Origin of the sequence: Bradyrhizobium sp. CCBAU 11434 (assembly GCF_028128895.1) — a bacterium.
In the GTDB taxonomy this organism is placed as follows: Bacteria; Pseudomonadota; Alphaproteobacteria; order Rhizobiales; family Xanthobacteraceae; genus Bradyrhizobium; species Bradyrhizobium zhengyangense.
Genome location: NZ_LBJX01000004.1, coordinates 83,946 through 107,322, shown reverse-complemented (window position 1 = coordinate 107,322; position 23,377 = coordinate 83,946). Strand labels below are relative to the sequence as shown.

Genomic DNA, 23,377 nt, shown 5'->3' with positions numbered 1-23,377 from the left:
CTGCCAAGCATTTGTGCAACTTGCGATTTTTTAACCCGGGCCGAGGATACTGCGCGGCGAAAATAAGAGATCACGGGTGTGGGGGAATTTTCGATGGCAATCCGTCTGAGCTTGGGCCGTTTCAAGCCGCGCTTCAAAATGCCGAAATGGGGATTGCGTGGCAGCCTGATTGCGGCGTTCGCCGTGATCGCGGGCATGGGCCTCGTGATCGCAGCCGGCGCCGGCTTCGTGTTCAACCATCTCGGCTCGACCATGATGGATTTGAGCGGCCGCGACATCCCGCGCCTCGCCGCCAGCCTTCAGCTCGCCTCGCAAAGCGCGACGCTCGCGGCACAAGGCCCCGGCCTGCTCGCCTCTCCCAGCGACGACGCCCTGAACGACCGCACCAAGAACGTGAAGGACATCCAGCAGCAAGCGATGGCCAAGCTCGGCGAGATCATCGAGCTCGGCGCCGACCAGCAGACCGCGAACGCGCTCCGCGATACGGCCAAGAGCATCGATGACGCCACGCAGAGCCTCGTCTCGGCGGCGCGCGAACGGCTCGACACTGGCGCGCTGCACGAGAAGCAGTATGAAGCGCTGCGCAAGGCGCAGATCGCGTTCGTCGGCGCCGCCGGCCCCGCGATGCTCGATACTCAGACACGCCTGAACGCGATCCTCGGTTCGGCGGAAGTGTCGGCCGATGACGCGACCGAGGCCGCGCGCACCGTCGCCCAGGTCTCGACCATCTCCGCCAATGGCAATCTGATGGCCGCCGACATGATGGCGGCGCTCTCTGCCAACAGCAGTGACACGCTCGAAGCGATCGAGAAGGAATTCAAGACCACCCGCGACCGCGTCAAGTCCAACCTCGAGGACCTCCCGAACATCCCCTCGATGCAGGCGGTGCGCGGCGCGGTGGAGAAGCTGTTCGCCTTCGGCGAAGGCAAGACCGGCGTGTTCAAGATCCGCCAGAAGGAGCTCGACTCCATCGACTACGGCCAGACCATCCTGGACGAGACCCGCAAGCTCAATGTCGGTCTCGGCATCAGCGTGCAGGCACTCGTCGACGGCGTGCAGAAAGAGACCAACGCGTCGACCTTCCAGGCCCGCCAGGAGATCTCGCTTGCCACCACCGCAATGCTGGCGCTGGGCGGGCTGACGCTGGTCGGCTCGGCGCTGTTCGTCTGGCTCTATGTCGGCCGCAACATCCTGCGCCGCATCCGTGAGCTCCAGCGCGCCATGCAACTGCTCTCCGCCGGCGACCTCGATACCGAGATCGTCCGCTCCCGTCAGGACGACGAGATCGGCGCGATGAAGGAAACGCTGACGGTGTTCCGCGACAGCATGATCGAAGCCCGCTCGCTTGCGAGCGAGCAGGACAAGGATCGCGTCGTCAAGGCCGAGCGTGCCGCGCACCTGGAGGCGAAGATCGCCGAGTTCGAGGGCACGGTGCGCTCCGCGCTCGACAATCTCGCGCAATCGGCCAATTCGATGCAGGCCACCGCACAGAGCATGTCGACCACCGCAGACCAGTCCAATGCGCTGGTGAACGCAGTCGCGTCCGCCGCGGAGGAGACCTCGGTCAACGTGCAGACCGTGTCGTCGGGCACCGAGCAGCTGTCGTCCTCGATCGAGGAGATCAGCAAGCAGGTCGTCACCTCGGCTGCGATCGCCAAGAAGGCGGTCGACGAGGCCGGCGCCACCGACGCCACCGTGCAGAGCCTGGCCGACAGCGCAAGCCGCATCAGCGTCGTGGTCGACCTGATCCAGACGATTGCGTCGCAGACCAATCTGCTCGCCCTCAATGCCACCATCGAGGCCGCGCGCGCAGGCGAGGCCGGCCGCGGCTTCGCCGTGGTCGCGTCCGAGGTGAAGAGCCTTGCGAGCCAGACCGCGAAGGCGACGGAGGAGATCCGCACCCAGATCGCCAGCATGCAGCAGGTCACGACCTCGGCCGTCGGCGCCATCCAGGGCATCGGCCGGATCATCGGCGAGATCAACGACGTCACCACGACGATCGCGGCCGCAGTCGAGGAGCAAGGTGCAGCCACCCGCGAGATCGCCCGCAACATCCAGCATGCTGCGGGGGGCACCAGCGAGGTCTCCAGCAACATCGTCGGCGTCTCCACGGCTTCGGCCGAGGCCGGCGCCGCGGCGACCGAAGTGCTGAGTGCATCGGACGCGCTCCGCCGCGAGGCCGACATGCTGCGCGGAGAGATCGACGCGTTCCTCAACAACATGCGGGCGGCGTAAGATTTCGCTGTCATTCCGGGGCGCCTCGAAGGGGCGAACCCGGAATCTCGCGCAACAATCTCCAGATTCCGGGTTCGCGCTTTCGCGCGCCCCGGAATGACGAGCCTTCTGGCCTTGTACCCCCTCCCTCTCCTTTGCCGAGCCGCCTTGCTGCAAAAACTGCAAAACAACCCCATGCACAGTAGAAGCGCGATTGCTCGCCGGTATGGGGGCTGCTCGGTCAGGTCATTGCAGCATCGAGCAAATCGGCAGCAAACCGGCAAAGATCGCCACATCGGCGGCGCGGATTCGTTTTCGTGACCAGCCGCGCTGTCAGGTCGGGCGCGATTCGGGCTGATACAATTTCGTATTTTTCGAATATCGTTTGACCTGTCGGGCAAAACAGTGGCATTATGCCATCATGCCCATTCGGGGCCGCACCGTATTACGGTGACAGTGCACTAAATAGATCATCCGTCTTCCTCCACGGAGGGCTTGGGCCCGCGCTTGGCTGGCTTCAGGACGCGCCCGGTCTGGCGTTCGATACGGGCGAGAAATCGGTTATCTCCGAGCGGCCGGCCGATGCTTTCCGCAGACCGCAGTGCGTCGAACAGATCGGTCTCGGGCTCGGTTGCCAGCAAGTCGGCGAACGCCGGAAAACGATCGCGGATCGGCGCCAACGCGGTCAGGCCATCGTCCTTGCCGCGCAAATGCGCACGCGTGCTCGACCAGCGCCAATCTTGCGCGCGCTGCACCAGGCGCGCCCGCACAGGGTTGAGCGACACGTAGCGCAGCGCCGCCGCAAGATGCTGTTCGTCCATGACGACGGCGCCGAACCGGCCTTGCCAGAAATGACCGGTGCGCTTGCGCCGCGCCTGGATGGTCCCGGCATAGCTGCGGTGAACGCGTGCGAGCGCATGGCGCAGCCCGTCGGGATCGGACGGCACCAGGATGAGGTGCACGTGGTTGGGCATCAGGCACCAGGCCCACACCTCGACCCCGGCGGCCTTGCAATTCGCCGCGAGCAGGTCGCGATACAGCGCATAGTCGTCATCGCCGAAGAACGTGCGGGCCCGGCCATTGCCGCGCTGGGTGACATGGTGGGGATGGCCGGGGATGACGACACGGGCGAGGCGAGCCATGCCGCATCATGGCAGCGAATGCGGGCGGCGTCAATTTAGTGCACTGTCACCGTAATTCCCGGCGGCCCGACAATTCGCAGCGAGCAGATCGCGATAGTGCGCGTAGTCGCCATCCTCGAAGAATGTGCGTGCGCGGCCATTGCCGCGTTGAGTGACGTGGTGGGGATGGCCGGGGATGACGACGCGAGCGAGACGAGCCATGGCAGCATGCTGCTCGCGAATGTGCGGAATGTCAATTTAGTGCACTGTCACCGTAATTCGGAATGTCAATTTAGTGCACTGTCGCCGTAATTTACCGAGCAGATCGCAATAGAGCGCATAGTCGTCCTCGCCGAAGAACGTGCGGGCGCGACCGTTGCCACGCTGGGTGACATGGTGCGGATGGCCGGGGATGACGACACGAGCGAGACGAGCCATGGCAGCATGCTGCTCGCGAATGCGGAATGTCAATTTAATGCACTGTCACCGTAATTCGTAATTCCGTAATTCGACGCGTTCCTCAACAACATGTGGGCGGCGTAAGCCCGCCACCCCGTGGCCCGGATCGCTCAAAGCGTAATCCGGGCTACGGAAAACGACGCGGTATGACGGCCATGCGACGGCCGCCTCGCGCCCTTTTTCGGCTGGCGCCCCGCCCGCGCTGGGTTTAAGCCGGTAGCATGAACGCAAAAACCGACACCGTGCAGTCCTCGGCCGAGGCCCTGCGCTATCCCTGGGACCAGCATCCCGGCCACGACGAAGTCGTGGAAATCAGGCCCGGCGTGTTGTGGGCGCGGCTGAAGCTGCCGTTCCGCCTCAACCATGTGAACATCTACCTGCTCGCCGACGGCGACGGCTATGCGATGGTCGACGCCGGCTTCGGCAACGAAGAGACGATCGAGGCCTGGACCAAGCTGTTCGAAGGCCCGTTGAAGGGCGTCAACATCACCCGCCTGATCGTCACGCATTCGCACCCCGACCATGTCGGCCTCGCGGGCTGGATCGTCGAGCGGTTCAAATGCCCGCTGGTGATGTCGCAGGTGGAGTATCTGCAATCGGTCTATCACCAGAACCGCGGCACCGAGGAGCGGCGCGAAGCGCAGCGGCTGTTCTTTCGCCGCCACGGCATGGACGAGTCGCTCACCGAAAAACTGCTCGGCCGCGGCCAGGACTATCTCAAGCGCGTCTCGGTGCTGCCGCCGTCCTACCGCCGCATCTCGCATGGCGACGAGGTCGTGATCGGCACGCGCCGCTTCAAGGTGATCACCGGCGGCGGGCACGCGCTCGACCAGGTGATGCTGTATTGCGCCGACGACAAGCTGTTCCTCTCCGCCGACCAGGTGCTGAGCAAGATCTCGCCCAATGTCAGCGTGTGGGCGGTCGAGCCCGACCAGAACTCGCTCGGCGAATATCTGGCTTCGCTTGCGAGCCTCACTACCACTCTGCCCTATGACCTCCTGGTGCTGCCTGGCCACGGCGTGCCGTTCTACGGATTGAAGACCCGCATCAAGCAGCTCGCCGATCACCACGAGGAGCGCTGCCGCCTGATCGCGGAAGCCTGCCGCGAGGTGCCACAGACCTCGCGCGCGCTGGTGCCTGTCGTCTTCAACAAGCACGTGCTCGACGAGCACCAGATGGGCTTTGCCGCCGGCGAGCTCGTCGCCCACGTCAACTACATGATCGTCGAGGGCCGGCTGACAGCCGAGACCAAGGACGGCGTGCTGCAGTTCAGGACGACGTGAGAGCCAAAGCCCAGCCGGCTCACTTCATATTCGCGATCGCATGTAACGCCGCGATGTAGCCGAACGGGCCCAAGCCGCAGATCACGCCGGTCGCCACGAACGAGATCTTCGAATGGCGATGATATTCGTCGCGGGCGTGAATGTTGGAGATGTGGACTTCCAGCACCGGGCCCTCGAACGTCTTGATCGCGTCCATGATCGAGACCGAAGTGAAGGAGAGGCCGGCTGGATTGATGACGATGGCATCGGCATCCTGCCGCGCCGATTGGATCAGATCGACCAGCACGCCTTCGTGGTTGGATTGGTGGAAGGCAAGCTTGAGCCCGAGCCTGGTGGCCACTTCTTCGCAACTCGCATTGACCTGCTCGAGCGTCGTCGTGCCGTAGATGTGCGGCTCGCGAATGCCGAGCATATTGAGGTTGGGACCGTTGAGGATCATCACGCGCTTCATGGACACGTCCTGTTAGGGGTTAACCGCCAAGGCGCTTGGCCGGGCCGGTGACGGGATTCCGGCCGAACCACCTGGAAGAGCAGCCGATATTGCAGAGCAGCATTGGACGCTGACGCGAACTTGATCGGGATCAAGTTTCAGATCGCACGATAGGGCATTTTGCCCAAATGCCCCTCACGGCCAAATGTGGGATAGCGCATAGACATTAGAGCTGGAAAAGCTCTAAGGATATCCGCTCTTTTGGTCAGGTTCCGTCTCAGGTTGCACCGATGGATTACGCTGAATTCTTCAATTCCGCCCTGGATCGCCTCCATACCGAGCGCCGCTATCGCGTGTTCGCCGATCTGGAGCGCACGGCGGGCCGGTTCCCGCACGCGGTCTGGCACTCGCCGAAGGGCAAGCGCGACGTCGTGATCTGGTGCTCCAATGATTACCTCGGCATGGGCCAGCACCCGAAAGTGGTCGGCGCCATGGTCGAGACCGCGACCCGCGTCGGAACCGGCGCAGGCGGTACCCGCAACATCGCCGGCACGCATCATCCGCTGGTGCAGCTCGAGGCCGAGCTCGCCGACCTCCACGGCAAGGAAGCCGCGCTGCTGTTCACCTCGGGCTATGTCTCGAACCAGACCGGCATCGCCACCATCGCCAAGCTCATTCCGAACTGCCTGATCGTGTCGGACGAGCTCAACCACAATTCGATGATCGAGGGCATCCGTCAGTCCGGCTGCGAGCGGGTGGTCTTCCGCCACAACGATCTCGCCGATCTCGAAGCGAAGTTGAAGGCCGCGGGCCCGAACCGGCCGAAGCTGATCGCCTGCGAGAGCCTCTATTCGATGGACGGCGACGTCGCCCCGCTCGCCAAGATCTGCGATCTCGCCGAGAAGTATAATGCGATGACCTATGTCGACGAGGTTCACGCCGTCGGCATGTACGGCCCGCGCGGCGGCGGCATTGCCGAGCGTGACGGCGTCATGCATCGCATCGACATTCTCGAGGGCACGCTGGCGAAAGCGTTCGGCTGCCTCGGCGGCTACATCGCCGGGAACGGCCATATCATCGACGCCGTGCGCTCCTATGCGCCGGGCTTCATCTTCACCACCGCGCTGCCGCCGGCGATCTGCTCGGCCGCGACAGCCGCGATCAAGCACCTGAAGACCTCGAGCTGGGAGCGCGAGCGTCACCAGGACCGCGCCGCCCGCGTCAAGGCGATCCTCAATGCCGCTGGCCTGCCGGTGATGTCGAACGACACCCACATCGTACCGCTGTTCGTCGGCGATCCAGAGAAGTGCAAGCAGGCCTCGGACATGCTGCTCGAGGATCACGGCATCTACATCCAGCCGATCAACTATCCGACGGTCGCCAAGGGCACCGAGCGCCTGCGCATCACGCCCTCGCCCTATCACGACGACGGCCTGATCGATCAGCTTGCCGAGGCGCTGTTGCAGGTGTGGGACCGGCTCGGCCTGCCCCTGAGCGAGAAGTCGCTGGCGGCGGAGTAGGCGTTTCCCTTCGCCTCTCCCCGCTTGCGGGGCGTGGGAGAGCAGGCAGCTCACCCCTGGCTTAACGACAACCCCAGTTCCTGCCCTCGCCGGCCATTTCGCTGTCGCCTCCACCCCGCCAACGCGCTAGATTTGCAGGGAAAATGAGATCGGGCGCCCTTGCGCCCAGGGAGACGCACGCTCGCCATGCTGCACGATTGGGGCGTGATTGCCGCCGCCTTCGGCTATATCGGTTTCCTGTTCCTGGTGGCGAGCCATGGCGACCGCCGCTCGTCAGCCAAGCCCGGCCGCGCGTCCGGACTGATCTATCCGCTGTCGCTGGCGATCTACTGCACCTCCTGGACCTTCTTCGGCTCGGTCGGCTTCGCCACCCGCACCTCGACCGACTTCCTTGCGATCTATGTCGGCCCGATCCTGATGATCGGCCTCGGCGCCGGCGTCCTGCGCCGCGTGATCCAGCTCGCGAAGGCGCACAACATCACCTCGATCGCCGACTTCATCGGCGCCCGCTACGGCAAGAGCCAGGCCGTGGCGGCAACGGTGGCGCTGATCGCGATCATCGGCTCGGTGCCCTACATCGCGCTGCAGCTCAAGGCGGTCGCCTCCTCGCTCGAAGTCATCCTGAGCGAGGACCAGGCGTTCTCCCACATCCCGATCCTCGGTGACATCGCGCTGATGGTGACGCTGGCGATGGCGGCATTCGCGGTGCTGTTCGGCACGCGGCAGACCGACGCCACCGAGCATCAGCACGGCCTGATGCTGGCGGTTGCGACCGAATCCACCATCAAGCTGGCGGCCTTCCTCACCGCCGGCATCTTCGTCACTTTCTGGATGTTCTCGCCGCACGAATTGATCGAGCGCGCGATGAAGACGCCGGAGGCGGTGCGCGCCATCGACTATACGCCGTCGATCGGCAATTTCCTCACGATGACGCTGCTGTCGCTGTGCGCGATCATGCTGCTGCCGCGGCAGTTTCACGTCAGCGTGGTCGAGAACTCCAGCGACGCCGAAGTCAGCCGCGCGCGCTGGCTGTTCCCGCTCTATCTCGTCGCCATCAATGTGTTCGTGATCCCGATCGCGCTCGCCGGCCTCATCACCTTCCCGTTCGGCGCGGTCGACCCTGACATGTACGTGCTGGCCTTGCCGATGGAGGGCGGCGCGGGACTTCTCAGCGTCGCCGTCTTCGTCGGCGGCCTGTCGGCGGCTACCGCGATGGTGATCGTCGAATGCGTCGCGCTTTCGATCATGGTTTCGAACGACCTCGTGGTGCCATTGGTGCTGCAACGTCGACCCGAGGGGCGCGCGGGCGGCACCGACTTCGGCGACTTCCTGCTGCGCTCGCGGCGGCTTGCCATCTTCGCCATCATGGTGATGGCCTATTTCTACTATCGCGCGCTCGGCAACGCCCAGCTCGCCGCGATCGGCCTCTTGTCCTTTGCCGCCATTGCGCAACTCGCACCCGCCTTTTTCGGGGGACTGTTGTGGCGGCGGGCGACCGCGCGCGGCGCCATCGGCGGCATGCTGGTCGGCTTCGCGGTGTGGTTCTACACGTTGTTCCTGCCGAGCTTCATGGACACGTCGACATCAGGCCTGTTGCTGCTCCAGCACGGCCCCTTCGGCATCGAGGCGCTGCGGCCGCAGGCGCTGTTCGGCGCCGACCTGTCGCCGCTGATGCATGGCGTGGTCTGGTCGCTCTCGCTCAACATCCTCACCTATGTGCTGCTGTCGCTGGCGCGGCAGCCTTCGTCCATCGAGCTGGTGCAGGCCGACCTGTTCGTGCCCAATACGCTCGCCCCGATCGCCCCGAACTTCCGCCGCTGGCGCACCACGATCACGGTGCAGGACATCCAGGCCACGGTCGCGCAATATCTCGGGCCCGAGCGAGCCCAGCACTCGTTCGAAGCCTTCTCGGCGCGGCGCAATATGCGGCTGGAGTCGGGGGCGCCCGCCGATTTCGAGCTGCTGCAGCACGCCGAGCACCTGATCGCCTCCTCGATCGGAGCCGCGTCCTCCCGCCTCGTGATGTCGCTGCTGCTGCGCAAGCGCACGGTCTCCGCGAAGGCCGCATTGAAGCTGCTCGACGATTCCCACGCGGCCCTGCATTTCAACCGCGAGATCCTGCAGACCGCGCTCAACCATGTGCGCCAGGGCATCGCGGTGTTCGATGCCGATCTGCAGCTGATCTGCTCCAACAGGCAGTTCGGCGACCTGCTCAACGTGCCGCCGCATTTCATCCAGTTCGGCACGCCGCTCCGCGAGATCCTGGAATTCATGGGCGTGAGCGATCCCGCCGATCAGTCTGACCGCGAGGCGATGATCGAGCAGCGACTTTTGGCCTACACCACCGACGGCGAACCCTATCTCGAACGCCTGCCGGAACGCCACATGGTGATCGAGGTGCTCACCAACCGCATGCCCGGCGGCGGCTTCGTCATCACCTTCACCGACGTCACGCCGACCTTCGAGGCGGCGGAAGCGCTGGAGCGCGCCAATGCGACGCTGGAAAAGCGCGTGCGCGACCGCACCGAGGAGCTGACGCGATTGAACTCGGAGCTGGCGCTGGCCAAGAGCGCGGCGGAGGACGCCAGCATCTCCAAGACGCGCTTCCTCGCGGCCGCCAGCCACGACATTCTCCAGCCACTGAACGCGGCGCGGCTCTATGTCACGAGCCTGGTCGAGCGCCAGCACAATGGCGAGGAGACGCGGCTGGTCGAGAATATCGATGAATCGTTGCAAGCGATCGAGGAGATCCTCGGCGCGCTGCTCGACATCTCCCGCCTCGATGCCGGCGCAATGGCAACCTCGATCTCGAGCTTCAAGATGGCCGACCTGATGCGCTCGCTGGAGATCGAGTTCGCCCCGATCGCCCGCGCCAAGGGCCTCGATCTCACCTTCGTGCCCTGCTCGCTGCCGGTCGAGTCGGACCGGCTGCTGCTGCGGCGGCTTTTGCAGAACCTGATCTCGAACGCGATCAAATACACCCCGCGCGGGCGGGTGCTGGTCGGCTGCCGCCGCCGCGGCGCCTCGCTCGCGATCAACGTCTACGACACCGGCGTCGGTATCCCTGCGGCGAAGCGCAGCGAGATCTTCAAGGAGTTCCACCGCCTCGAGCAGGGCGCGCGGATCGCGCGCGGCCTCGGACTGGGACTCTCGATCGTCGAGCGGCTGGCGCGCGTGCTGGGCCACAGCATCGCCATCGACGCCAATACGAGCGGCGGCTCGCTGTTCTCCGTGACGGTGCCGACGGCGAAAGCCGTGACGCTCACCGCGGCGGTGACCAGCGCAACGCCGCTGGCGCGCACGCCGATCTCCGGCGCCCTGATCGTCTGCATCGAGAACGACGCGGCGATCCTCGACGGCATGCGGACGCTGCTGAGAGCCTGGGACGCCGAGGTGATCGCGGTCGCCGATCCCGAAGGCGCGATCGCTGCGATCGAGGCCGCCGGCAAGCGTGTGACCGGGCTGCTCGTCGACTATCACCTCGACCGTGGCAACGGCATCGCCGCCATCCGCGAGATCCGCCGCCGCTTCGGCGACTCTATCCCCGCGATCCTGATCACCGCCGATCGCAGCCCGGCCGTGCAAAGCGCGGCGCGCGACGAGAAGATCGCGGTGCTGAACAAGCCTGTGAAGCCGGCTTCGCTGCGCGCCCTGCTCGGACAGTGGCGCACGCAGCAGATGGTGGCGGCGGAGTAAGGCAGGTCTCAATTCTCAGGCGGCCCCGTCCACGTCGATGACGGCCTTGGCAAAGGCCGTCGGTGCCTCCTGAGGCAGATTGTGACCGATGCCACCGGTGATCAGGCGAAAGTCGTAGCGACCCGAGAACATCTTGGCGTATGCGCTGGGCTCCGGGTGCGGCGCGCCATTGGCGTCACCTTCCATCGTGATCGTCGGCACACTGATCATGGGAGCAGAAGCGAGCTTCTTTTCGATCTCCTCGTACTTCGCCTCGCCCTGGGCGAGCCCGAGCCGCCAGCGGTAATTGTGGATCGAGATCGCGACGTGATCCTTGTTCTCGAATGCCTTCGCGCTGCGATCGAAGGTGGCGTCGTCGAACTTCCATTGCGGCGAAGCGAGCTTCCAGATCAGCTTGGCGAAGTCATGGGTGTACTTCTCGTAGCCGGCGCGGCCGCGCTCGGTAGCGAAATAGAACTGGTACCACCATTGCAGCTCGGCCGCCGGCGGCAGCGGCGCGCTTCCCGACGCCTGGCTCGAGATCAGATAGCCGCTGACCGACACCAGCGCACGGCAACGCTCCGGCCACAGCGCGGCAATGATATCGCAGGTACGCGCGCCCCAGTCGAAGCCGGCAAGGACGGCCTTCTTGATGTCGAGCGCATCCATCAAAGCGATGATGTCGGAGGCCAGCGCGCCCGGCTCGCCGTTGCGCGGCGTCTCGCTGGAGAGGAAGTTCGTCGAGCCGTAGCCGCGCAGATAGGGGATGATGACACGATAGCCAGCCTGCGCCAGGATCGGCGCCACATCGACGAAGCTGTGAATGTCGTAGGGCCAGCCGTGGAGCAGGATCGCGACCGGGCCGGTCGCAGGGCCTGCTTCGGCGTAGCCGACGTTGAGGACGCCAGCATTGATCTGCTTGATCGTGCCGAAAGATGCTGATGTTGCCGAGGACTGCGGCGCTTCCGTTGCAGCGCGCGCCAGGTCGATCATACCGAGGCCGACGGCGGCGGTGCCGGCTGCGATGCCGAGGAACTGGCGGCGATGCAGGTCGATCAACTCTGTCATGGTCGGGTACCTTCTTGATGGTTGTTGGCCCCATCCGATCGGATCGGCGGCAGCCTTGCGGTCACGCGACTGCCTAGCAGCGCCCGCGGCCGAAAGCCCGTTTGGACTTGTGAGAAGTTGTGAGGCTGGCGGAAATCCGATTGCGGAATCTGCAAGGTCCTCTCAACCGCAAACACATCGCCCTGCGCTCACATCTGCGACGGCGCCGCCCAGCATCCACCGCGGCCCGATCCGCGTCTCGTGACGACGTACGACCGCCCCTTTTCGCCGGATCAGGATGGGCGAAAAACACGACAAATCCGAATTTCGGTAAAGTGGAATATTTTGAGCTATGCCGGTTGACCCAGTGCTTGGGTGCTTTGCCCGTCGACCAGCGCCGGCACTGGTGGCCTACCCCGCAGGCGTCCCCTGCTTCCACTGACCGCCGGCGATCTTGGCGGCGGCGATCACGGCCTGGGTGCGGCTTTCGACGCCGAGCTTTTGCAGGATCGCCGAGACATGCGCCTTGATGGTCGCCTCGGAGACGCCGAGCTCGTAGGCGATCTGCTTGTTGAGGAGCCCCTCCGACAGCATCATCAGCACCCGCACCTGCTGCGGCGTCAGCGTCACGAGGCGGTCGCGCAGCTTGGTCATGTCGGGGTCGGCGGCGGCCGTCAGGTCGGTGTCGGCGGGAACCCAGACGTCGCCCTCCATCACCTTGAGGATGGCATCGCGCAGCGTCTCGACGCCGAATCGCTTCGGGATGAAGCCGGAGGCGCCGAAATCGAGCGAGCGGCGGATCGTGGCGCTGTCGTCGGAGGCCGAGACGATCACCACCGGGATCGCCGGATATTGCGCGCGAAGATAGATCAGGCCGGAGAAGCCGGAGATGCCGGGCATCGAAAGGTCGAGCAGGACCAGGTCGACGTCGGAGGTCTGTTCCAGGAGCTTCGTCAGATCCTCGAACGATCCGGCCTCGTCGATCTTCGCCGTGGAGAGGACGCCCGCCACCGCCTGCCGCAGCGCATCACGGAACAGCGGATGGTCATCGGCAATGACGAGATGGGTGGAGGGAGCGTTCATCGATCTCTTGCTGTGGTTCACATCAGCGCCAGTAATCCGGACGGGCGCGATGGTCAATTCTTCCCCGACCGGCCGTGGCATGCAAGGGCACATTATTCCTTTGCCGGAAAGGGGTTAATCCGCAAGCCATATGAAGCCACGCTGCACTATAGGTCAGCACCGTCAGTTGCGTGTCAGTGCGCACGGCCGAAAGTCGTATTGGGGGCAGTTTCACGCCGATGTTACCTTGGCGCAAGACCTGGGTTGATCCGGCATGCCCGGACAGCTGGGACGCGAGGAAACGAGATACGGGGAGCGCATTCACGATGTCCACAATGGCTGCAACGTCGGCTCGGTCGACCGGCATGACAAAGGATGAGCGGTTCGTCATCCTCGCGTCGTCGCTCGGCACCGTCTTCGAGTGGTACGACTTCTATCTGTACGGATCGCTGGCCCCGATCATCGGCGCGCAGTTCTTCTCGGCCTATCCGCCGGCAACCCGCGACATCTTCGCATTGCTGGCCTTTGCCGCAGGCTTCCTGGTTCGCCCCTTCGGCGCAATCGTGTTCGGCCGCGTCGGCGACATCGTCGGCCGCAAATATACCTTCCTCGTGACCATCCTGATCATGGGTCTCTCGACCTTCATCGTCGGCCTGCTGCCCAGTGCGGCAACCATCGGCTTTGCCGCTCCGGTGATCCTGATCGCCTTGCGCCTGTTGCAGGGCCTGGCCCTCGGCGGTGAGTATGGCGGTGCTGCGACCTACGTCGCCGAGCATGCCCCGAATGGCAAGCGCGGCTATTACACCTCCTTCATCCAAACCACGGCGACCATGGGTCTCTTCCTGTCGCTGCTGGTGATCCTGTTCACCCGCACCGCGACCGGCGAGCCGGACTTCGCGGCCTGGGGCTGGCGCATCCCGTTCCTGGTTTCGGTGCTGCTGCTCGGCGTGTCGGTCTGGATTCGGTTGCGCCTCAATGAATCGCCGATCTTCCAGAAGATGAAGGATGAGGGCAAGAGCTCCAAGGCGCCGCTGACCGAAGCCTTTGCCAACTGGCAGAACGGCAAGCTCGTGCTGCTGGCGCTGCTCGGCGGCACCATGGGCCAGGGCGTGGTCTGGTACACGGGCCAGTTCTACGCACTGTTCTTCTTGCAATCGATCCTCAAGGTCGACGGCTATACCGCCAACCTGCTGATCGCGTGGTCGCTGCTGTTCGGCACCGGCTTCTTCGTCGTGTTCGGCGCCCTGTCCGACAAGATCGGCCGAAAGCCGATCATCCTCGGCGGCTGCTTGATCGCGGCGCTGACCTTCTTCCCGATCTTCAAGATGATCTCCAGCAACGCCAACCCTGCGCTGGAAAAGGCGATCGAGGCCACGAAAGTCGAGGTGGTGGCCGATCCCGCGGGCTGCGGCGACCTGTTCAATCCGGTCGGCACCCGTGTGTTCACCGCGCCTTGCGACACTGCCCGCGCCTTCCTCGCCGCTTCGTCTGTCAAGTATTCGACGAGCGCCGGCGCGGCCGGCTCCGGCGTAAAGGTCATGGTCAACGGCAAGGACATCGCCTATCCCGACGCGAAGGCGGGCAACCCGGCGATCACAGCGGCGATCGCGGCGGCGGGCTATCCCAAGGCGGGCGACCCCGGCATCGTGAAGATGTCCAACCCGTTCGATATCTTCCGTCCGCAGGTTGCGGCGATCATCGGTCTGCTCTTCGTCCTGGTGATCTTCGTCACCATGGTCTACGGCCCGATCGCGGCGATGCTGGTCGAACTGTTCCCGACCCGCATCCGCTACACGTCGATGTCGCTGCCTTACCACATCGGCAACGGCTGGTTCGGCGGCCTGCTGCCGGCGACCGCGTTCGCGATCGTGGCCTCGACCGGCGATATCTACGCCGGCCTCTGGTACCCGGTTGTGTTCGCCGTCATCACAGCGGTGATCGGCTTCCTGTTCCTGCCGGAAACCAAGGACGTCGATATCAAGTCGACCTGATTGCTCCTTGGCCGGTACGAGGCCAGCAGCATCCAAACGAACCGGCCGCGGCCTCCGCGGCCGGTTTTGTTTGGCGTCTACTGATTGATTGCTGCCGATGAATTGCAGCACGACCTCCCGGCGATGCGGCCGCGCCCGGTGCTCGGCCAGGTAGATCGCCTGCCAGGTGCCGAGCGCGAGCTTGCCCTTGATGACCGGCACCTGCAGCGAGGTCTGCGTCAACATCGTCTTCACATGCGCGGGCATGTCATCCGGCCCCTCCGTGTCGTGTGTCCACGGCACGCTTTCGGGCGCGAGCCGTGACAGTGCGGTGGTGAGATCGACCAGCACGGACGGATCGGCGTTCTCCTGGACCGTCAGCGACGCCGAGGTATGGCGGATGAACAGCGTCAGCGCGCCGTCGCGGGCGTTGGCCTCGTTGATGAATTTTGTGACCTCGCTGGTGAGGTCGGTGAAGCCGCGGCCAGGCGTCTGCACGGCGAGCAGCGACGAGACGATCGTGGTGGCCTGCACCGACGATGGCGCCGAGCGGGTGATGGATTTGGCCGATGTCATGAAAGGTCTCTCAACGCGAAAGCTCCCGTGGGGTGGATAGATCAAATCCTCCCCGACACGTCCTTCTGCACCCGGTTGGCCATGTCGATCAGCCGGCGCCAGGCCTTTTCCAGGAACGACATCATGCGATCCATGTCCTGGTCGCTGGGCAAGGGAATCTCGAGTTTGCGGTCGCCCTCGGCGACCTTTGGCTCCGCCTTCTTGAGCGAGTCGGACTTCGGCAGCGCCTCGTCGATCTTGCCCGATACAGTCGGACCGGCGGCGAGCTGTCCCTTCAGCTTCTCGACCTCGGCCTGGAGGCGGCCGATCTCGGCATCGAGCGCGGAGCGCTCGTCGGGCACGGCGTAGCAGGCCCAGCCGGCGCCGGTCTTGCTGCAGGTCGAGACCGTGCCGGTGCGGGTGTCGAGCCGCAGCACGCCTTCGGGGATCGGCGTCATGGTGTAGCGGCCGTTTTCGCCGTCGGGCGCCGATTGAGCGGCCACCAGGCCGCCGCCGACCGCGGTCACCACGACGATTGCCGCCGCACACCATGATGTTGTGGATGATTTCGCCGGTCTCATCGCCCTCTCCGCCACGCTGCGCAGGTGGCCCGCTCCTGAATTCTATACCCCTGCAGCCGATGGCGCATCGCCAGAGCGCGCGAATCCGCCGTCAAAACCCACCCGTTGAATCAACAGTGGCGGCCGCCCCTTTGATCCCGAGAGCGCGGCGAAATGTCGGCCACAGCGGCAGATCGCGCGGAGAGCTGCTGCGGTGCGGCGTCACGCTGTGTGCAGCGCTCGCGTGCGGGTCAATATCCTCAATAAAATCAATTATATAGCCGATCACGACGCGATCGTGACTTGGCTTGACTTGATTATGTGCGGTCAGTATGGTCCGCGCGGCTTTTGAGGGTGGCGGGCGTAATTTCCATTCAACCGCAGCGTTTCGGGTCTTCGTGGCATGGCTCAAGACACGGGACACAGCGGGAATGGAGGTCGCGATAGATCGCCCGAGGAAGCTGCGCTTTCCGAACGGCTCGGAAGTCTCGATCAGCGGTTGTCCGAATTTCGCGACCGCCAGATCAAGACCGAGCAACCCGCAGGTGACGGTGGAGACGGAGCGGCCAGAGCCTCGGCGATGGCGCTTGGTTTTCGGTTATCCTCCGAGTTGGTCGCCGGTGTCGCTGTCGGAGCGGGGATTGGCTGGGGTTTCGACCGCTTGCTGTCGACGTCGCCTTTCGGATTTATCGTGTTCCTGCTGCTGGGCTTCGTGGCCGGCGTGGTGAATGTGGTGAGGTCGGCGGGCGCGGGTCAAAACAGGCGCGGTGGTTCGTAAAGCCGATCCGATCCACGGAGAGGAATTGTCGCGCCGGTTTCGCCGGTGCGGGCCGGCCCGGCCGGCAGACCGAGACACGCCGGCTCGTCCGGCAGACCAAGAGATGCCGCGCCGATGAAAATCGATCCGATCCACCAGTTCAACATCGAGCCTCTCTTCACGCTGGGCCATATCGGCAATCATACGATCGCCTTCACCAATTCATCGCTCTACATGCTGGTGGCCGTCGCCATCATCTCGATCCTGATGCTGGCCAGCGGCACGCAGCTGGTTCCGGGCCGCCTGCAGTCGGTCGCCGAGATTTCCTACGAGTTCATTGCTGCCACGATCCGCGGCAACGCCGGCGCGGAAGGCATGAAGTTCTTCCCGCTGATCTTCTCGCTGTTCATGTTCATTTGCGTCTCGAACCTGGTCGGCATCATTCCCTACACCTTCACGATCTCGAGCCATCTGATCGTCACCGTGGCGCTGGCGCTGGTGGTCTTCTTCACCGTGCTGTTCTACGGCGTCGCCAAGAACGGCCTGAAGTTCTTCAAGATTTTCGTTCCCCACGGCGTCCCCGGCTACATCCTGCCGCTGGTCATGTTCATCGAGATCCTGTCGTTCTTCCTGCGGCCGGTCTCGCACAGCATCCGTCTGTTCGCCAACATGCTGGCCGGCCACATCGCGCTGAAGGTGTTCGCGGGCTTCGTCGCCATGCTGGGCTTCTCGCTCGGCGCCGTCGGCTGGGTCGGCGGCGTGCTGCCGCTGGCGCTCACGGTCGCGCTGTATGCGCTCGAGATCCTGGTCGCGTTCCTGCAAGCCTATGTGTTTGCGATCCTGACCGTCATCTACCTCAACGACGCCATTCATCCGGGACACTGAGCGGTCCGGGGAATTTCCACCCAAAACCCAATCTTTCTTCCAAGGAGTCTAAAATGGATCCGACAGCAGCAAAACTTATCGGCGCGGGCATCGCATGCATCGGCATGGGCGGCGCGGGCGTCGGCGTCGGCGTGATCTTCGGTAACTACCTCGCCGCAGCCGTCCGCAATCCGTCGGCCGCTCAGGGCCAGTTCGGCAACCTGATCTTCGGCTTCGCCGTGACCGAAGCGCTCGGCATCTTCTCGCTGCTGATCGCGCTGCTTCTGCTGTTCGTTTTCTAAAGAACGACTTCTTCCGCGCCGCTTCATCCGAAGCGGCGCGTGACAGCAACAGGAGTACTCCATGGCCGAGAGTCATGGCGGGGCGAAAGCTCCGGCGACCGACGCCCACACCGAAGCCGACGGCGGTCATCACAGCGGCGGCTTCCCGCCGTTCGAGAGCAGCACCTTTGCTTCGCAGCTGGTGTCGCTCGCGATCTTCTTCGTCTTGCTCTACGTGATCGTGGCCAAGCTCGCTCTGCCGAAGGTCGGCGGTGCGATCGAAGCGCGTCAGAACAAGATCGAGGGTGACCTCGCGGAAGCGCAGACGCTGAAGGATCAGTCCGAGGCGGCGCTGAAGGCCTATGAAGGCGAGCTCGCTTCGGCGCGCTCGCGCGCGCAGGCGATCGGCAACGAATCCCGCGACAAGGCGAATGCGCAGGCGGAAGCCGAGCGCAAGACCCTGGAAGAGCAGCTGGCGGCCAAGCTCGCCGAGGCGGAGAAAACCATCGCCTCGACCCGCGCAACCGCCATGAGCAACGTCCGCGGCATCGCGGCCGATGCGGCAGGCACCATCGTGCAGCAGCTCACCGGCGTCATTCCGGATGCGGCGTCGGTCAATGCCGCCGTTGATGCGTCCTTGAAGGGTTAGTCGATATGTTCTTCGATCCTGAAACCTGGGTCGCCGTGGCCTTCGTGATCTTGATGGTCGTGTTCGGCTATCTCGGGATCTTCAAGTCGGCGATGTCGGCGCTCGACAAGCGCGCCGAGCGCATCAAGGCCGAGCTCGACGACGCGACGCGCCTGAAGCAGGAAGCCGCCAAGGTGCTGGCCGACTACAAGGCCCGCAGCGCCTCGGCCGAACGCGAGGCCGCCGATATCATCGCCAACGCCAGGAGCGAAGCCGAGCGCATCGCGACCGAGGCCAAGGCGAAGATGGAAGACTTCGTCGCCCGTCGTACCAAGACCGCGGAGAACAAGATCGCGCTCGCCGAGGCCCAGGCGCTGGCCGATGTCCGTGCCGCAGCCGCGGAAGCCGCCGTGCAGGCCGCCTCCACGATCTTGTCGCAGTCGGTCAAGGGCCAGGTCGCCGACGATCTGCTCGCCAAGGGCATTACCGAGGTTCGCCAGAAGCTGAACTGAGGGGTCCGTCCTCACCCATCAAAAAGCCGGCGCTGATAGCGCCGGCTTTTTTGTTTTCGATAGCGCACCCGCAAATGCGGTGTCATCACCCGCGAAGCCGGAGCATGACAGCTGGGCGAGTGGCTCACTTCTTCTTCCGCACCTTCGGCTCGGGCGACAACGCCTGCGGGTCGAAGCCGACATAGAAGATGTAGGAATCGGCGACTGCGGCCGACGGCAGCGGGTAGGACAGATCCTCGGCGACGAAGGTAAAGGGCACGCTGGCGCCCTCGGTCATCTGGACCGTGGTCCGGTACGCCTTCGAGGCGATCACTTTCTCGCCGACGCCGCCCTGGACCACGGCAACGCGCAAGGGAACTTCGACCGTCGCAGGTGCGCCAGCGGGGCCCGCTATGACGCGGCCCTGGATGCCGATATGCGCGGTGATCTCGCCGCCATTGCGGATGCATTCACGCGCCATCTTGGAGATCGAGGCCTGGAAACGCACGTCGTTGCCGACCGCCGGCTTGCCGCTCGCCCCGACGCCATAGGTGGACGCTCCGGCGCGCACCGTGACCTGCGGGCAATCATATTCGTCGTCGGCCTGAGGCGCGCCAGGCGCAGGCGCGGGCTTCGGCGGCGCGGGGTCGTCGGATTTGCCGCCGAACAGGCTCTTGAAGCGGTCGGTCAGCGATTGCGCAGCGACCGGCGACACCGCCGCCAATGATACCGACAGCGCCAGCGCGATCACCGGACCCCGCCGCAGCGCATTCCGCAATGATCGAAGCTCATTCATGAACGGCAGTACTCCATCACAACATCCGGCCGATCAGCCGGCTCGTGCGGGTTATATCGCCAAAATCGGCGAACCCAAGGCAGGAAAAGACAGCAGGAAATTGGACTTTGGCCGCACGGGAAGCCGGCTCAGCCGCGAAAATCCTCGTGCAGCAAGCCAAACAGCAGATGATCCTGCCAGACCCCGTTGATGCAGAGATAGCGGCGCGCCAGCCCCTCGCGGGAGAAACCGCACTTCTCCAGCACCCGGATCGACGGCGCATTGGTGGGGATGCAGGCGGCCTCGACCCGGTGCAGATTGAGCTCGCCGAACAGCGTCGGCAGCAGCACCCGGAGCGCTGCCGTCATGTAGCCGCGATGGGCGTGGGGTTGGCCGACCCAATAGCCGATGGTGCCAGCCTGGACGATCCCGCGGCGGACATTGGCCAGCGTGATGCCCCCGACCATGGCGCCATCGAGCTCACGGAAGACCAGGAAGGGATAGGAGCGGTCCGCGGCGATGTCCTCGGAATAGCGGCGCAGGCGGCGCCGGAAGCCGGAGCGGGTCAGATCGTCCGACGGCCAGATCGGTTCCCACGGCGTCAGATAATCGCGGCTGCTCTCGCGCAAGTGCGCCCACTGCAGAAAGTCCGACATCTGCGGGGCGCGCAGCAACAATCCGTTGCCGCGGGGGGCGAGAGCAGCAGGTCCACTGGATGGCAGGCGAAACAGGGCCATGGTGATGCTTCCCGGGGGTGGACGGTCCGCCAGCGCGGCTCCTAATGCAGCCGCGCCTTGGCCCGCGCCCGGGTCAATCCTTCCGCAAAAGACACCGCCGTGTCCAGACCCCTGCCGCTGCCTAATGCGACAACTGCAGGGCGGCTGCGCGACAGCAGCGCACGCGCTGCATCGCGGGTCGATTCGACGCTGACGGCATCGATCCGGGCCACCAGCTCCTGCACCGTCTGCGGCCGGCCATAGGCCAGCACGTGCCGGGCGAGCTGCTCGGCGCGCGAGGAGCAGCTCTCCAGCGCCATCAGCAGGCCCGCCTTCATCTGCGCCTTGGCGCGGGCGATCTCGGCCTCGGTCAGGGTCTCGACCGAATCATTCATGATATCGACCACGACCTCCATCATTTCAGGCGCGTCGGCAGGATCGGTGCCGGTGTAGAGGCCGAAGAAGCCGGTGTCGGTGTAGGGCGCGTGGAACGAGTAGATCGAATAGCAGAGGCCGCGCTTCTCGCGCACCTCCTGGAACAGCCGCGACGACATCCCGCCGCCGAGGATGTTGGTGAAGACCTGGAGCGAGAACAGCGACAGATCGGTCTGCGGCACGCCCTCCAGCGCCAGCGTCAGATGCGCCTGCTCGAGCTCGCGATGCACGACCTTGGCGCCGCCTTTGCCGAACATGGCACCCTGCGGCTTCGGCCCCGGCGTCGCCTCGAAGCTCGCAAAGCGCTTCTCGGCCTCGGCGACCACCTGTTTGTGATCGACGGCGCCGGCCGCCGCCACCACCATGTCGGGGCCGCGATAATGCGTCGAGAGGTAGTTGCGCAGCGAGTCGCGATTGAAGCTTTTCAGCGTCTTGGCGGTGCCGAGCAGCGAGCGGCCCATCGGCTGGTCGGGATAGCAGAGCTCGTTGAGGTGCTCGAACACGACGTCGTCTGGCGTGTCTTGCGCCGCGCCGATCTCCTGCACGATGACGTTCTTCTCGCGCTCGAGCTCGTCGGGCTCGAAGGCGGGATTGGCGAGGATGTCGGCGAGCACGTCGAGCGCCAAGGGCACGTCGGCCTTCATCACCCGGGCATAGTAGGACGTGGTCTCGGTCGAGGTGCCGGCATTGAGGTCGCCGCCGACCGCCTCGATCTCCTCCACGATTTCGCGCGAGGAGCGACCGGTGGTGCCCTTGAAGGCCATATGTTCCAGGAGATGCGAGATGCCGTGCTCGTTCGGCTTCTCGTCGCGGCCGCCGACGCCGGCCCAGACGCCGAGCGCGGCGGTCTCGAGATGGGGCATGTTGTCGGTAACGACGGTCAGGCCGGAGGCAAGCTTGGAGATCTCGACGCTCATCCGGCAACTCCCTGTTTCGCGGCGCGGCTGACCGACAGCACGAACCGCTCTAGCTCGGCCTGATCGTTCTTCATCACCTTCATCTGTTCGGATTTGGTCATGAGGCCGTCGAGCCAGGCCGGCAGCTGCGGCCGCTGGCCGCAGGCGGCCTCCACCGCATCAGGGAATTTGGCGGGATGGGCGGTCGAGAGCACGATGTTGGGCACGGTCGTGTCGGTGGTGTCGCGATCGGCAACCGCAAGCGCCACGGCGGTGTGGGGATCGACGAGCTCGCCGGCCTCGCGCCAGGCGGCGCGGATCGCGGCCGCGGTCTCGGTCTCGTCGGCGCGGCCGGCGTCGAATTCTTCGCGGATTGCGGCCAGCGTCGCATCCGGCAGCACGAAGCGGCCGGACTGCTTCAGCGACTCCATCAGCCGGCGGACGCTCGAAGCATCGCGCTTGCTCGCCTCGAACAGCAGCCGCTCGAAATTCGAGGAGATCTGGATGTCCATCGACGGCGATGCGGTGGCGTGCACCTCGCGCACCTCGTAGATGCCGGTCTTGAGCGTGCGGGCGAGGATGTCGTTGACGTTGGCGGCAATGCGCAGGGTGCGGACCGGAAGGCCCATGCGCTTGGCGACGTAGCCGGCAAAAATGTCGCCGAAATTGCCGGTCGGCACGATGAAGTCCACCGCGCGCGCCGGTGCGCCGGCGGCAACCGCTGATGTGAAGTAGTAGACCACCTGGGCGACGATGCGCGCCCAATTGATGGAATTGACACCCGACAGCGAGGTCGCATCGCGGAAGCGATGGTTGTTGAACATCCCCTTCACGAGCGCCTGGCAGTCGTCGAAATTGCCCTCGATGGCGAGCGCGTGGACATTGGCCGCGCCCGTCGTCGTCATCATGCGCTGCTGCACCTCGGAGATGCGCTTGTGCGGAAACAGCACGATGAGGTCGACATTCTCCAGCCCCGCGAAGGCTTCGACCGCGGCGCCGCCGGTGTCGCCTGATGTTGCGACCACGATGGTGGTGCGCTGGCCGCGCTTGGCGAGCACATGGTCCATCAGCCGCGAGATCAGCTGCATCGCCACGTCCTTGAAGGCGAGCGTCGGACCGTGAAACAGCTCAAGCACGAATTGATGCGGCGACATCTGACGCAGCGGCACCACGGCCGGATGACGGAACGTGGCATAGGCCTCGTTCGCCATGCGGCCGAGCTCGGCGTCGGAAATCTCGCCGCCGACGAACGGACGAATGATTTCGACCGCGACCTCCCAATAGGGCCGACCGAAGAAGCCGGCGATGGTCTCGGTCGACAGGTGCGGCCAGGTCACGGGCACATACAGGCCGCCGTCGCGGGCAAGCCCGGTCAGCATCACGTCGCAGAAGCCAAGCTCAGGGGCCTCGCCCCGGGTCGAGATATAACGAGTCAAACTGCCCTCCAAAGGCTGGCGCGGTCCAAATCCGGGCTTAAGCCTTTGATTTCACGATGTTCCTAGTTCCAAGCCAGAGGCTTTGCGGCACCATAGAGTGTTTTGGAGAGCCACACCATGCCCAACGAAAAAGGGCTGCGGCGATGCCGCAGCCCCTCTCTTGGAAGGTCTGTCGTTGATGTGTGCAGACCCGGTTTTCGAC

At 64.7% G+C, this 23,377-nt stretch carries 21 protein-coding genes and 1 pseudogene; 10 read left to right on the top strand and 12 right to left on the bottom strand.

Annotation, left to right across the window (positions count from 1 at the left end; genetic code table 11):
• Positions 1 to 93: 93 nt before the first annotated feature.
• Positions 94 to 2,235 carry a methyl-accepting chemotaxis protein gene (locus XI06_RS06250; protein ID WP_271604837.1) on the top strand — a complete coding sequence of 714 codons (2,142 nt, stop codon included), beginning with the start codon at positions 94 to 96 and terminating at the stop codon, positions 2,233 to 2,235.
• A 449-nt stretch (positions 2,236 to 2,684) separates the two neighbouring features.
• Here XI06_RS06250 and XI06_RS06245 read toward each other — a convergent pair whose 3' ends face one another.
• Complete coding sequence (locus tag XI06_RS06245; RefSeq protein ID WP_271604836.1) at positions 2,685 to 3,356, bottom strand: transposase; 672 nt, start codon at positions 3,354 to 3,356, stop codon at positions 2,685 to 2,687.
• A gap of 30 nt (positions 3,357 to 3,386) precedes the next feature.
• Entirely contained in the window at positions 3,387 to 3,557 is a 171-nt protein-coding gene (locus XI06_RS06240; protein WP_237864076.1) for a hypothetical protein, read from the bottom strand.
• Positions 3,558 to 4,015: 458 nt separating this feature from the next.
• Between XI06_RS06240 and XI06_RS06235 the strand changes: the two genes are divergently transcribed.
• Complete coding sequence (locus tag XI06_RS06235) at positions 4,016 to 5,077, top strand: MBL fold metallo-hydrolase (protein ID WP_271604835.1); 1,062 nt, start codon at positions 4,016 to 4,018, stop codon at positions 5,075 to 5,077.
• Positions 5,078 to 5,096: 19 nt separating this feature from the next.
• Here the strand turns inward: XI06_RS06235 and aroQ are convergent, their stop codons facing one another.
• Positions 5,097 to 5,528: a type II 3-dehydroquinate dehydratase gene (gene aroQ, locus XI06_RS06230; protein WP_237864078.1), complete on the bottom strand. Its 432-nt coding sequence runs from the start codon at positions 5,526 to 5,528 to the stop codon at positions 5,097 to 5,099.
• Between the two features lie 269 nt (positions 5,529 to 5,797).
• Here aroQ and hemA point away from each other — a divergent pair, with 269 nt between their 5' ends.
• Both hemA and XI06_RS06220 read left to right on the top strand, forming a co-directional pair.
• On the top strand, positions 5,798 to 7,027 hold the full coding sequence (hemA, locus tag XI06_RS06225; RefSeq protein ID WP_237864079.1) for a 5-aminolevulinate synthase: 1,230 nt from the start codon (positions 5,798 to 5,800) through the stop codon (positions 7,025 to 7,027).
• A 186-nt stretch (positions 7,028 to 7,213) separates the two neighbouring features.
• A complete protein-coding gene (locus XI06_RS06220) occupies positions 7,214 to 10,723 on the top strand; it encodes a PAS domain-containing hybrid sensor histidine kinase/response regulator (RefSeq protein WP_271604911.1) in 3,510 nt (1,169 codons plus the stop codon).
• A 15-nt stretch (positions 10,724 to 10,738) separates the two neighbouring features.
• Here the strand turns inward: XI06_RS06220 and XI06_RS06215 are convergent, their stop codons facing one another.
• Together XI06_RS06215 and XI06_RS06210 are read right to left on the bottom strand one after the other, a co-directional pair.
• Positions 10,739 to 11,770 (bottom strand): alpha/beta fold hydrolase, encoded by a 1,032-nt coding sequence (locus XI06_RS06215; protein ID WP_271604834.1) that lies wholly within the window; start codon positions 11,768 to 11,770, stop codon positions 10,739 to 10,741.
• A gap of 390 nt (positions 11,771 to 12,160) precedes the next feature.
• On the bottom strand, positions 12,161 to 12,832 hold the full coding sequence (locus XI06_RS06210; protein WP_237864082.1) for a response regulator: 672 nt from the start codon (positions 12,830 to 12,832) through the stop codon (positions 12,161 to 12,163).
• Positions 12,833 to 13,176: 344 nt separating this feature from the next.
• Between XI06_RS06210 and XI06_RS06205 the strand changes: the two genes are divergently transcribed.
• Positions 13,177 to 14,802 carry an MFS transporter gene (locus XI06_RS06205; RefSeq protein ID WP_237864364.1) on the top strand — a complete coding sequence of 542 codons (1,626 nt, stop codon included), beginning with the start codon at positions 13,177 to 13,179 and terminating at the stop codon, positions 14,800 to 14,802.
• 84 nt (positions 14,803 to 14,886) lie between these two features.
• On the opposite strand, the pseudogene XI06_RS06200 reads toward XI06_RS06205, so the two are convergent.
• From XI06_RS06200 to XI06_RS06190, 3 genes and pseudogenes are all read right to left on the bottom strand, one after another.
• Positions 14,887 to 15,357 (bottom strand): annotated as a pseudogene (locus XI06_RS06200) (secondary thiamine-phosphate synthase enzyme YjbQ); the annotation flags it as partial.
• A gap of 41 nt (positions 15,358 to 15,398) precedes the next feature.
• Positions 15,399 to 15,917: a hypothetical protein gene (locus XI06_RS06195; RefSeq protein WP_237870828.1), complete on the bottom strand. Its 519-nt coding sequence runs from the start codon at positions 15,915 to 15,917 to the stop codon at positions 15,399 to 15,401.
• A 91-nt stretch (positions 15,918 to 16,008) separates the two neighbouring features.
• The gene (locus XI06_RS06190; protein ID WP_237864085.1) at positions 16,009 to 16,185 is read right to left on the bottom strand and encodes a hypothetical protein; all 177 of its coding nucleotides are present in this window, start codon (positions 16,183 to 16,185) and stop codon (positions 16,009 to 16,011) included.
• Positions 16,186 to 16,299: 114 nt separating this feature from the next.
• Here XI06_RS06190 and XI06_RS06185 point away from each other — a divergent pair, with 114 nt between their 5' ends.
• The 5 genes from XI06_RS06185 to XI06_RS06165 all read left to right on the top strand — a co-directional run bounded on the left by XI06_RS06185 (position 16,300) and on the right by XI06_RS06165 (position 18,938).
• Positions 16,300 to 16,674, top strand: coding sequence for an AtpZ/AtpI family protein (locus tag XI06_RS06185; protein ID WP_237864086.1), 375 nt, complete (start codon positions 16,300 to 16,302; stop codon positions 16,672 to 16,674).
• Positions 16,675 to 16,788: 114 nt separating this feature from the next.
• Positions 16,789 to 17,538, top strand: coding sequence for a F0F1 ATP synthase subunit A (locus XI06_RS06180; protein WP_237870826.1), 750 nt, complete (start codon positions 16,789 to 16,791; stop codon positions 17,536 to 17,538).
• A 53-nt stretch (positions 17,539 to 17,591) separates the two neighbouring features.
• Positions 17,592 to 17,819 carry a F0F1 ATP synthase subunit C gene (locus XI06_RS06175; RefSeq protein ID WP_092238250.1) on the top strand — a complete coding sequence of 76 codons (228 nt, stop codon included), beginning with the start codon at positions 17,592 to 17,594 and terminating at the stop codon, positions 17,817 to 17,819.
• 61 nt (positions 17,820 to 17,880) lie between these two features.
• The gene (locus XI06_RS06170; protein WP_237864088.1) at positions 17,881 to 18,447 is read left to right on the top strand and encodes a F0F1 ATP synthase subunit B; all 567 of its coding nucleotides are present in this window, start codon (positions 17,881 to 17,883) and stop codon (positions 18,445 to 18,447) included.
• 5 nt (positions 18,448 to 18,452) lie between these two features.
• Positions 18,453 to 18,938 (top strand): F0F1 ATP synthase subunit B family protein, encoded by a 486-nt coding sequence (locus XI06_RS06165; RefSeq protein ID WP_237870824.1) that lies wholly within the window; start codon positions 18,453 to 18,455, stop codon positions 18,936 to 18,938.
• 124 nt (positions 18,939 to 19,062) lie between these two features.
• Here XI06_RS06165 and XI06_RS06160 read toward each other — a convergent pair whose 3' ends face one another.
• The 4 genes from XI06_RS06160 to thrC form a co-directional block, all read right to left on the bottom strand.
• Positions 19,063 to 19,713 carry a hypothetical protein gene (locus XI06_RS06160; RefSeq protein ID WP_237870821.1) on the bottom strand — a complete coding sequence of 217 codons (651 nt, stop codon included), beginning with the start codon at positions 19,711 to 19,713 and terminating at the stop codon, positions 19,063 to 19,065.
• Positions 19,714 to 19,841: 128 nt separating this feature from the next.
• Positions 19,842 to 20,429: a GNAT family N-acetyltransferase gene (locus XI06_RS06155; RefSeq protein WP_237864091.1), complete on the bottom strand. Its 588-nt coding sequence runs from the start codon at positions 20,427 to 20,429 to the stop codon at positions 19,842 to 19,844.
• Positions 20,430 to 20,470: 41 nt separating this feature from the next.
• Positions 20,471 to 21,760, bottom strand: a complete 1,290-nt coding sequence (locus XI06_RS06150) for a M16 family metallopeptidase (RefSeq protein ID WP_237864092.1) — start codon at positions 21,758 to 21,760, stop codon at positions 20,471 to 20,473.
• Positions 21,757 to 23,175 (bottom strand): threonine synthase, encoded by a 1,419-nt coding sequence (thrC, locus tag XI06_RS06145; RefSeq protein WP_237864093.1) that lies wholly within the window; start codon positions 23,173 to 23,175, stop codon positions 21,757 to 21,759. The genes XI06_RS06150 and thrC overlap by 4 nt, the downstream gene beginning before the upstream one ends.
• Between the last annotated feature and the right edge of the window lie 202 nt (positions 23,176 to 23,377).

Excerpts from the sequence above, each read along its gene's own strand:
- XI06_RS06250 (WP_271604837.1), top strand. The coding sequence starts at position 94 with ATGGCAATCCGTCTGAGCTTGGGCCGTTTCAAGCCGCGCTTCAAAATG.
- XI06_RS06245 (WP_271604836.1), bottom strand. The coding sequence starts at position 3,356 with ATGGCTCGCCTCGCCCGTGTCGTCATCCCCGGCCATCCCCACCATGTC.
- XI06_RS06240 (WP_237864076.1), bottom strand. The coding sequence starts at position 3,557 with ATGGCTCGTCTCGCTCGCGTCGTCATCCCCGGCCATCCCCACCACGTC.
- XI06_RS06235 (WP_271604835.1), top strand. The coding sequence starts at position 4,016 with ATGAACGCAAAAACCGACACCGTGCAGTCCTCGGCCGAGGCCCTGCGC.
- aroQ (WP_237864078.1), bottom strand. The coding sequence starts at position 5,528 with ATGAAGCGCGTGATGATCCTCAACGGTCCCAACCTCAATATGCTCGGC.
- hemA (WP_237864079.1), top strand. The coding sequence starts at position 5,798 with ATGGATTACGCTGAATTCTTCAATTCCGCCCTGGATCGCCTCCATACC.
- XI06_RS06220 (WP_271604911.1), top strand. The coding sequence starts at position 7,214 with ATGCTGCACGATTGGGGCGTGATTGCCGCCGCCTTCGGCTATATCGGT.
- XI06_RS06215 (WP_271604834.1), bottom strand. The coding sequence starts at position 11,770 with ATGACAGAGTTGATCGACCTGCATCGCCGCCAGTTCCTCGGCATCGCA.
- XI06_RS06210 (WP_237864082.1), bottom strand. The coding sequence starts at position 12,832 with ATGAACGCTCCCTCCACCCATCTCGTCATTGCCGATGACCATCCGCTG.
- XI06_RS06205 (WP_237864364.1), top strand. The coding sequence starts at position 13,177 with ATGACAAAGGATGAGCGGTTCGTCATCCTCGCGTCGTCGCTCGGCACC.
- XI06_RS06195 (WP_237870828.1), bottom strand. The coding sequence starts at position 15,917 with ATGAGACCGGCGAAATCATCCACAACATCATGGTGTGCGGCGGCAATC.
- XI06_RS06185 (WP_237864086.1), top strand. The coding sequence starts at position 16,300 with ATGGCTCAAGACACGGGACACAGCGGGAATGGAGGTCGCGATAGATCG.
- XI06_RS06180 (WP_237870826.1), top strand. The coding sequence starts at position 16,789 with ATGAAAATCGATCCGATCCACCAGTTCAACATCGAGCCTCTCTTCACG.
- XI06_RS06175 (WP_092238250.1), top strand. The coding sequence starts at position 17,592 with ATGGATCCGACAGCAGCAAAACTTATCGGCGCGGGCATCGCATGCATC.
- XI06_RS06170 (WP_237864088.1), top strand. The coding sequence starts at position 17,881 with ATGGCCGAGAGTCATGGCGGGGCGAAAGCTCCGGCGACCGACGCCCAC.
- XI06_RS06165 (WP_237870824.1), top strand. The coding sequence starts at position 18,453 with ATGTTCTTCGATCCTGAAACCTGGGTCGCCGTGGCCTTCGTGATCTTG.
- XI06_RS06160 (WP_237870821.1), bottom strand. The coding sequence starts at position 19,713 with ATGAATGAGCTTCGATCATTGCGGAATGCGCTGCGGCGGGGTCCGGTG.
- XI06_RS06155 (WP_237864091.1), bottom strand. The coding sequence starts at position 20,429 with ATGGCCCTGTTTCGCCTGCCATCCAGTGGACCTGCTGCTCTCGCCCCC.
- XI06_RS06150 (WP_237864092.1), bottom strand. The coding sequence starts at position 21,760 with ATGAGCGTCGAGATCTCCAAGCTTGCCTCCGGCCTGACCGTCGTTACC.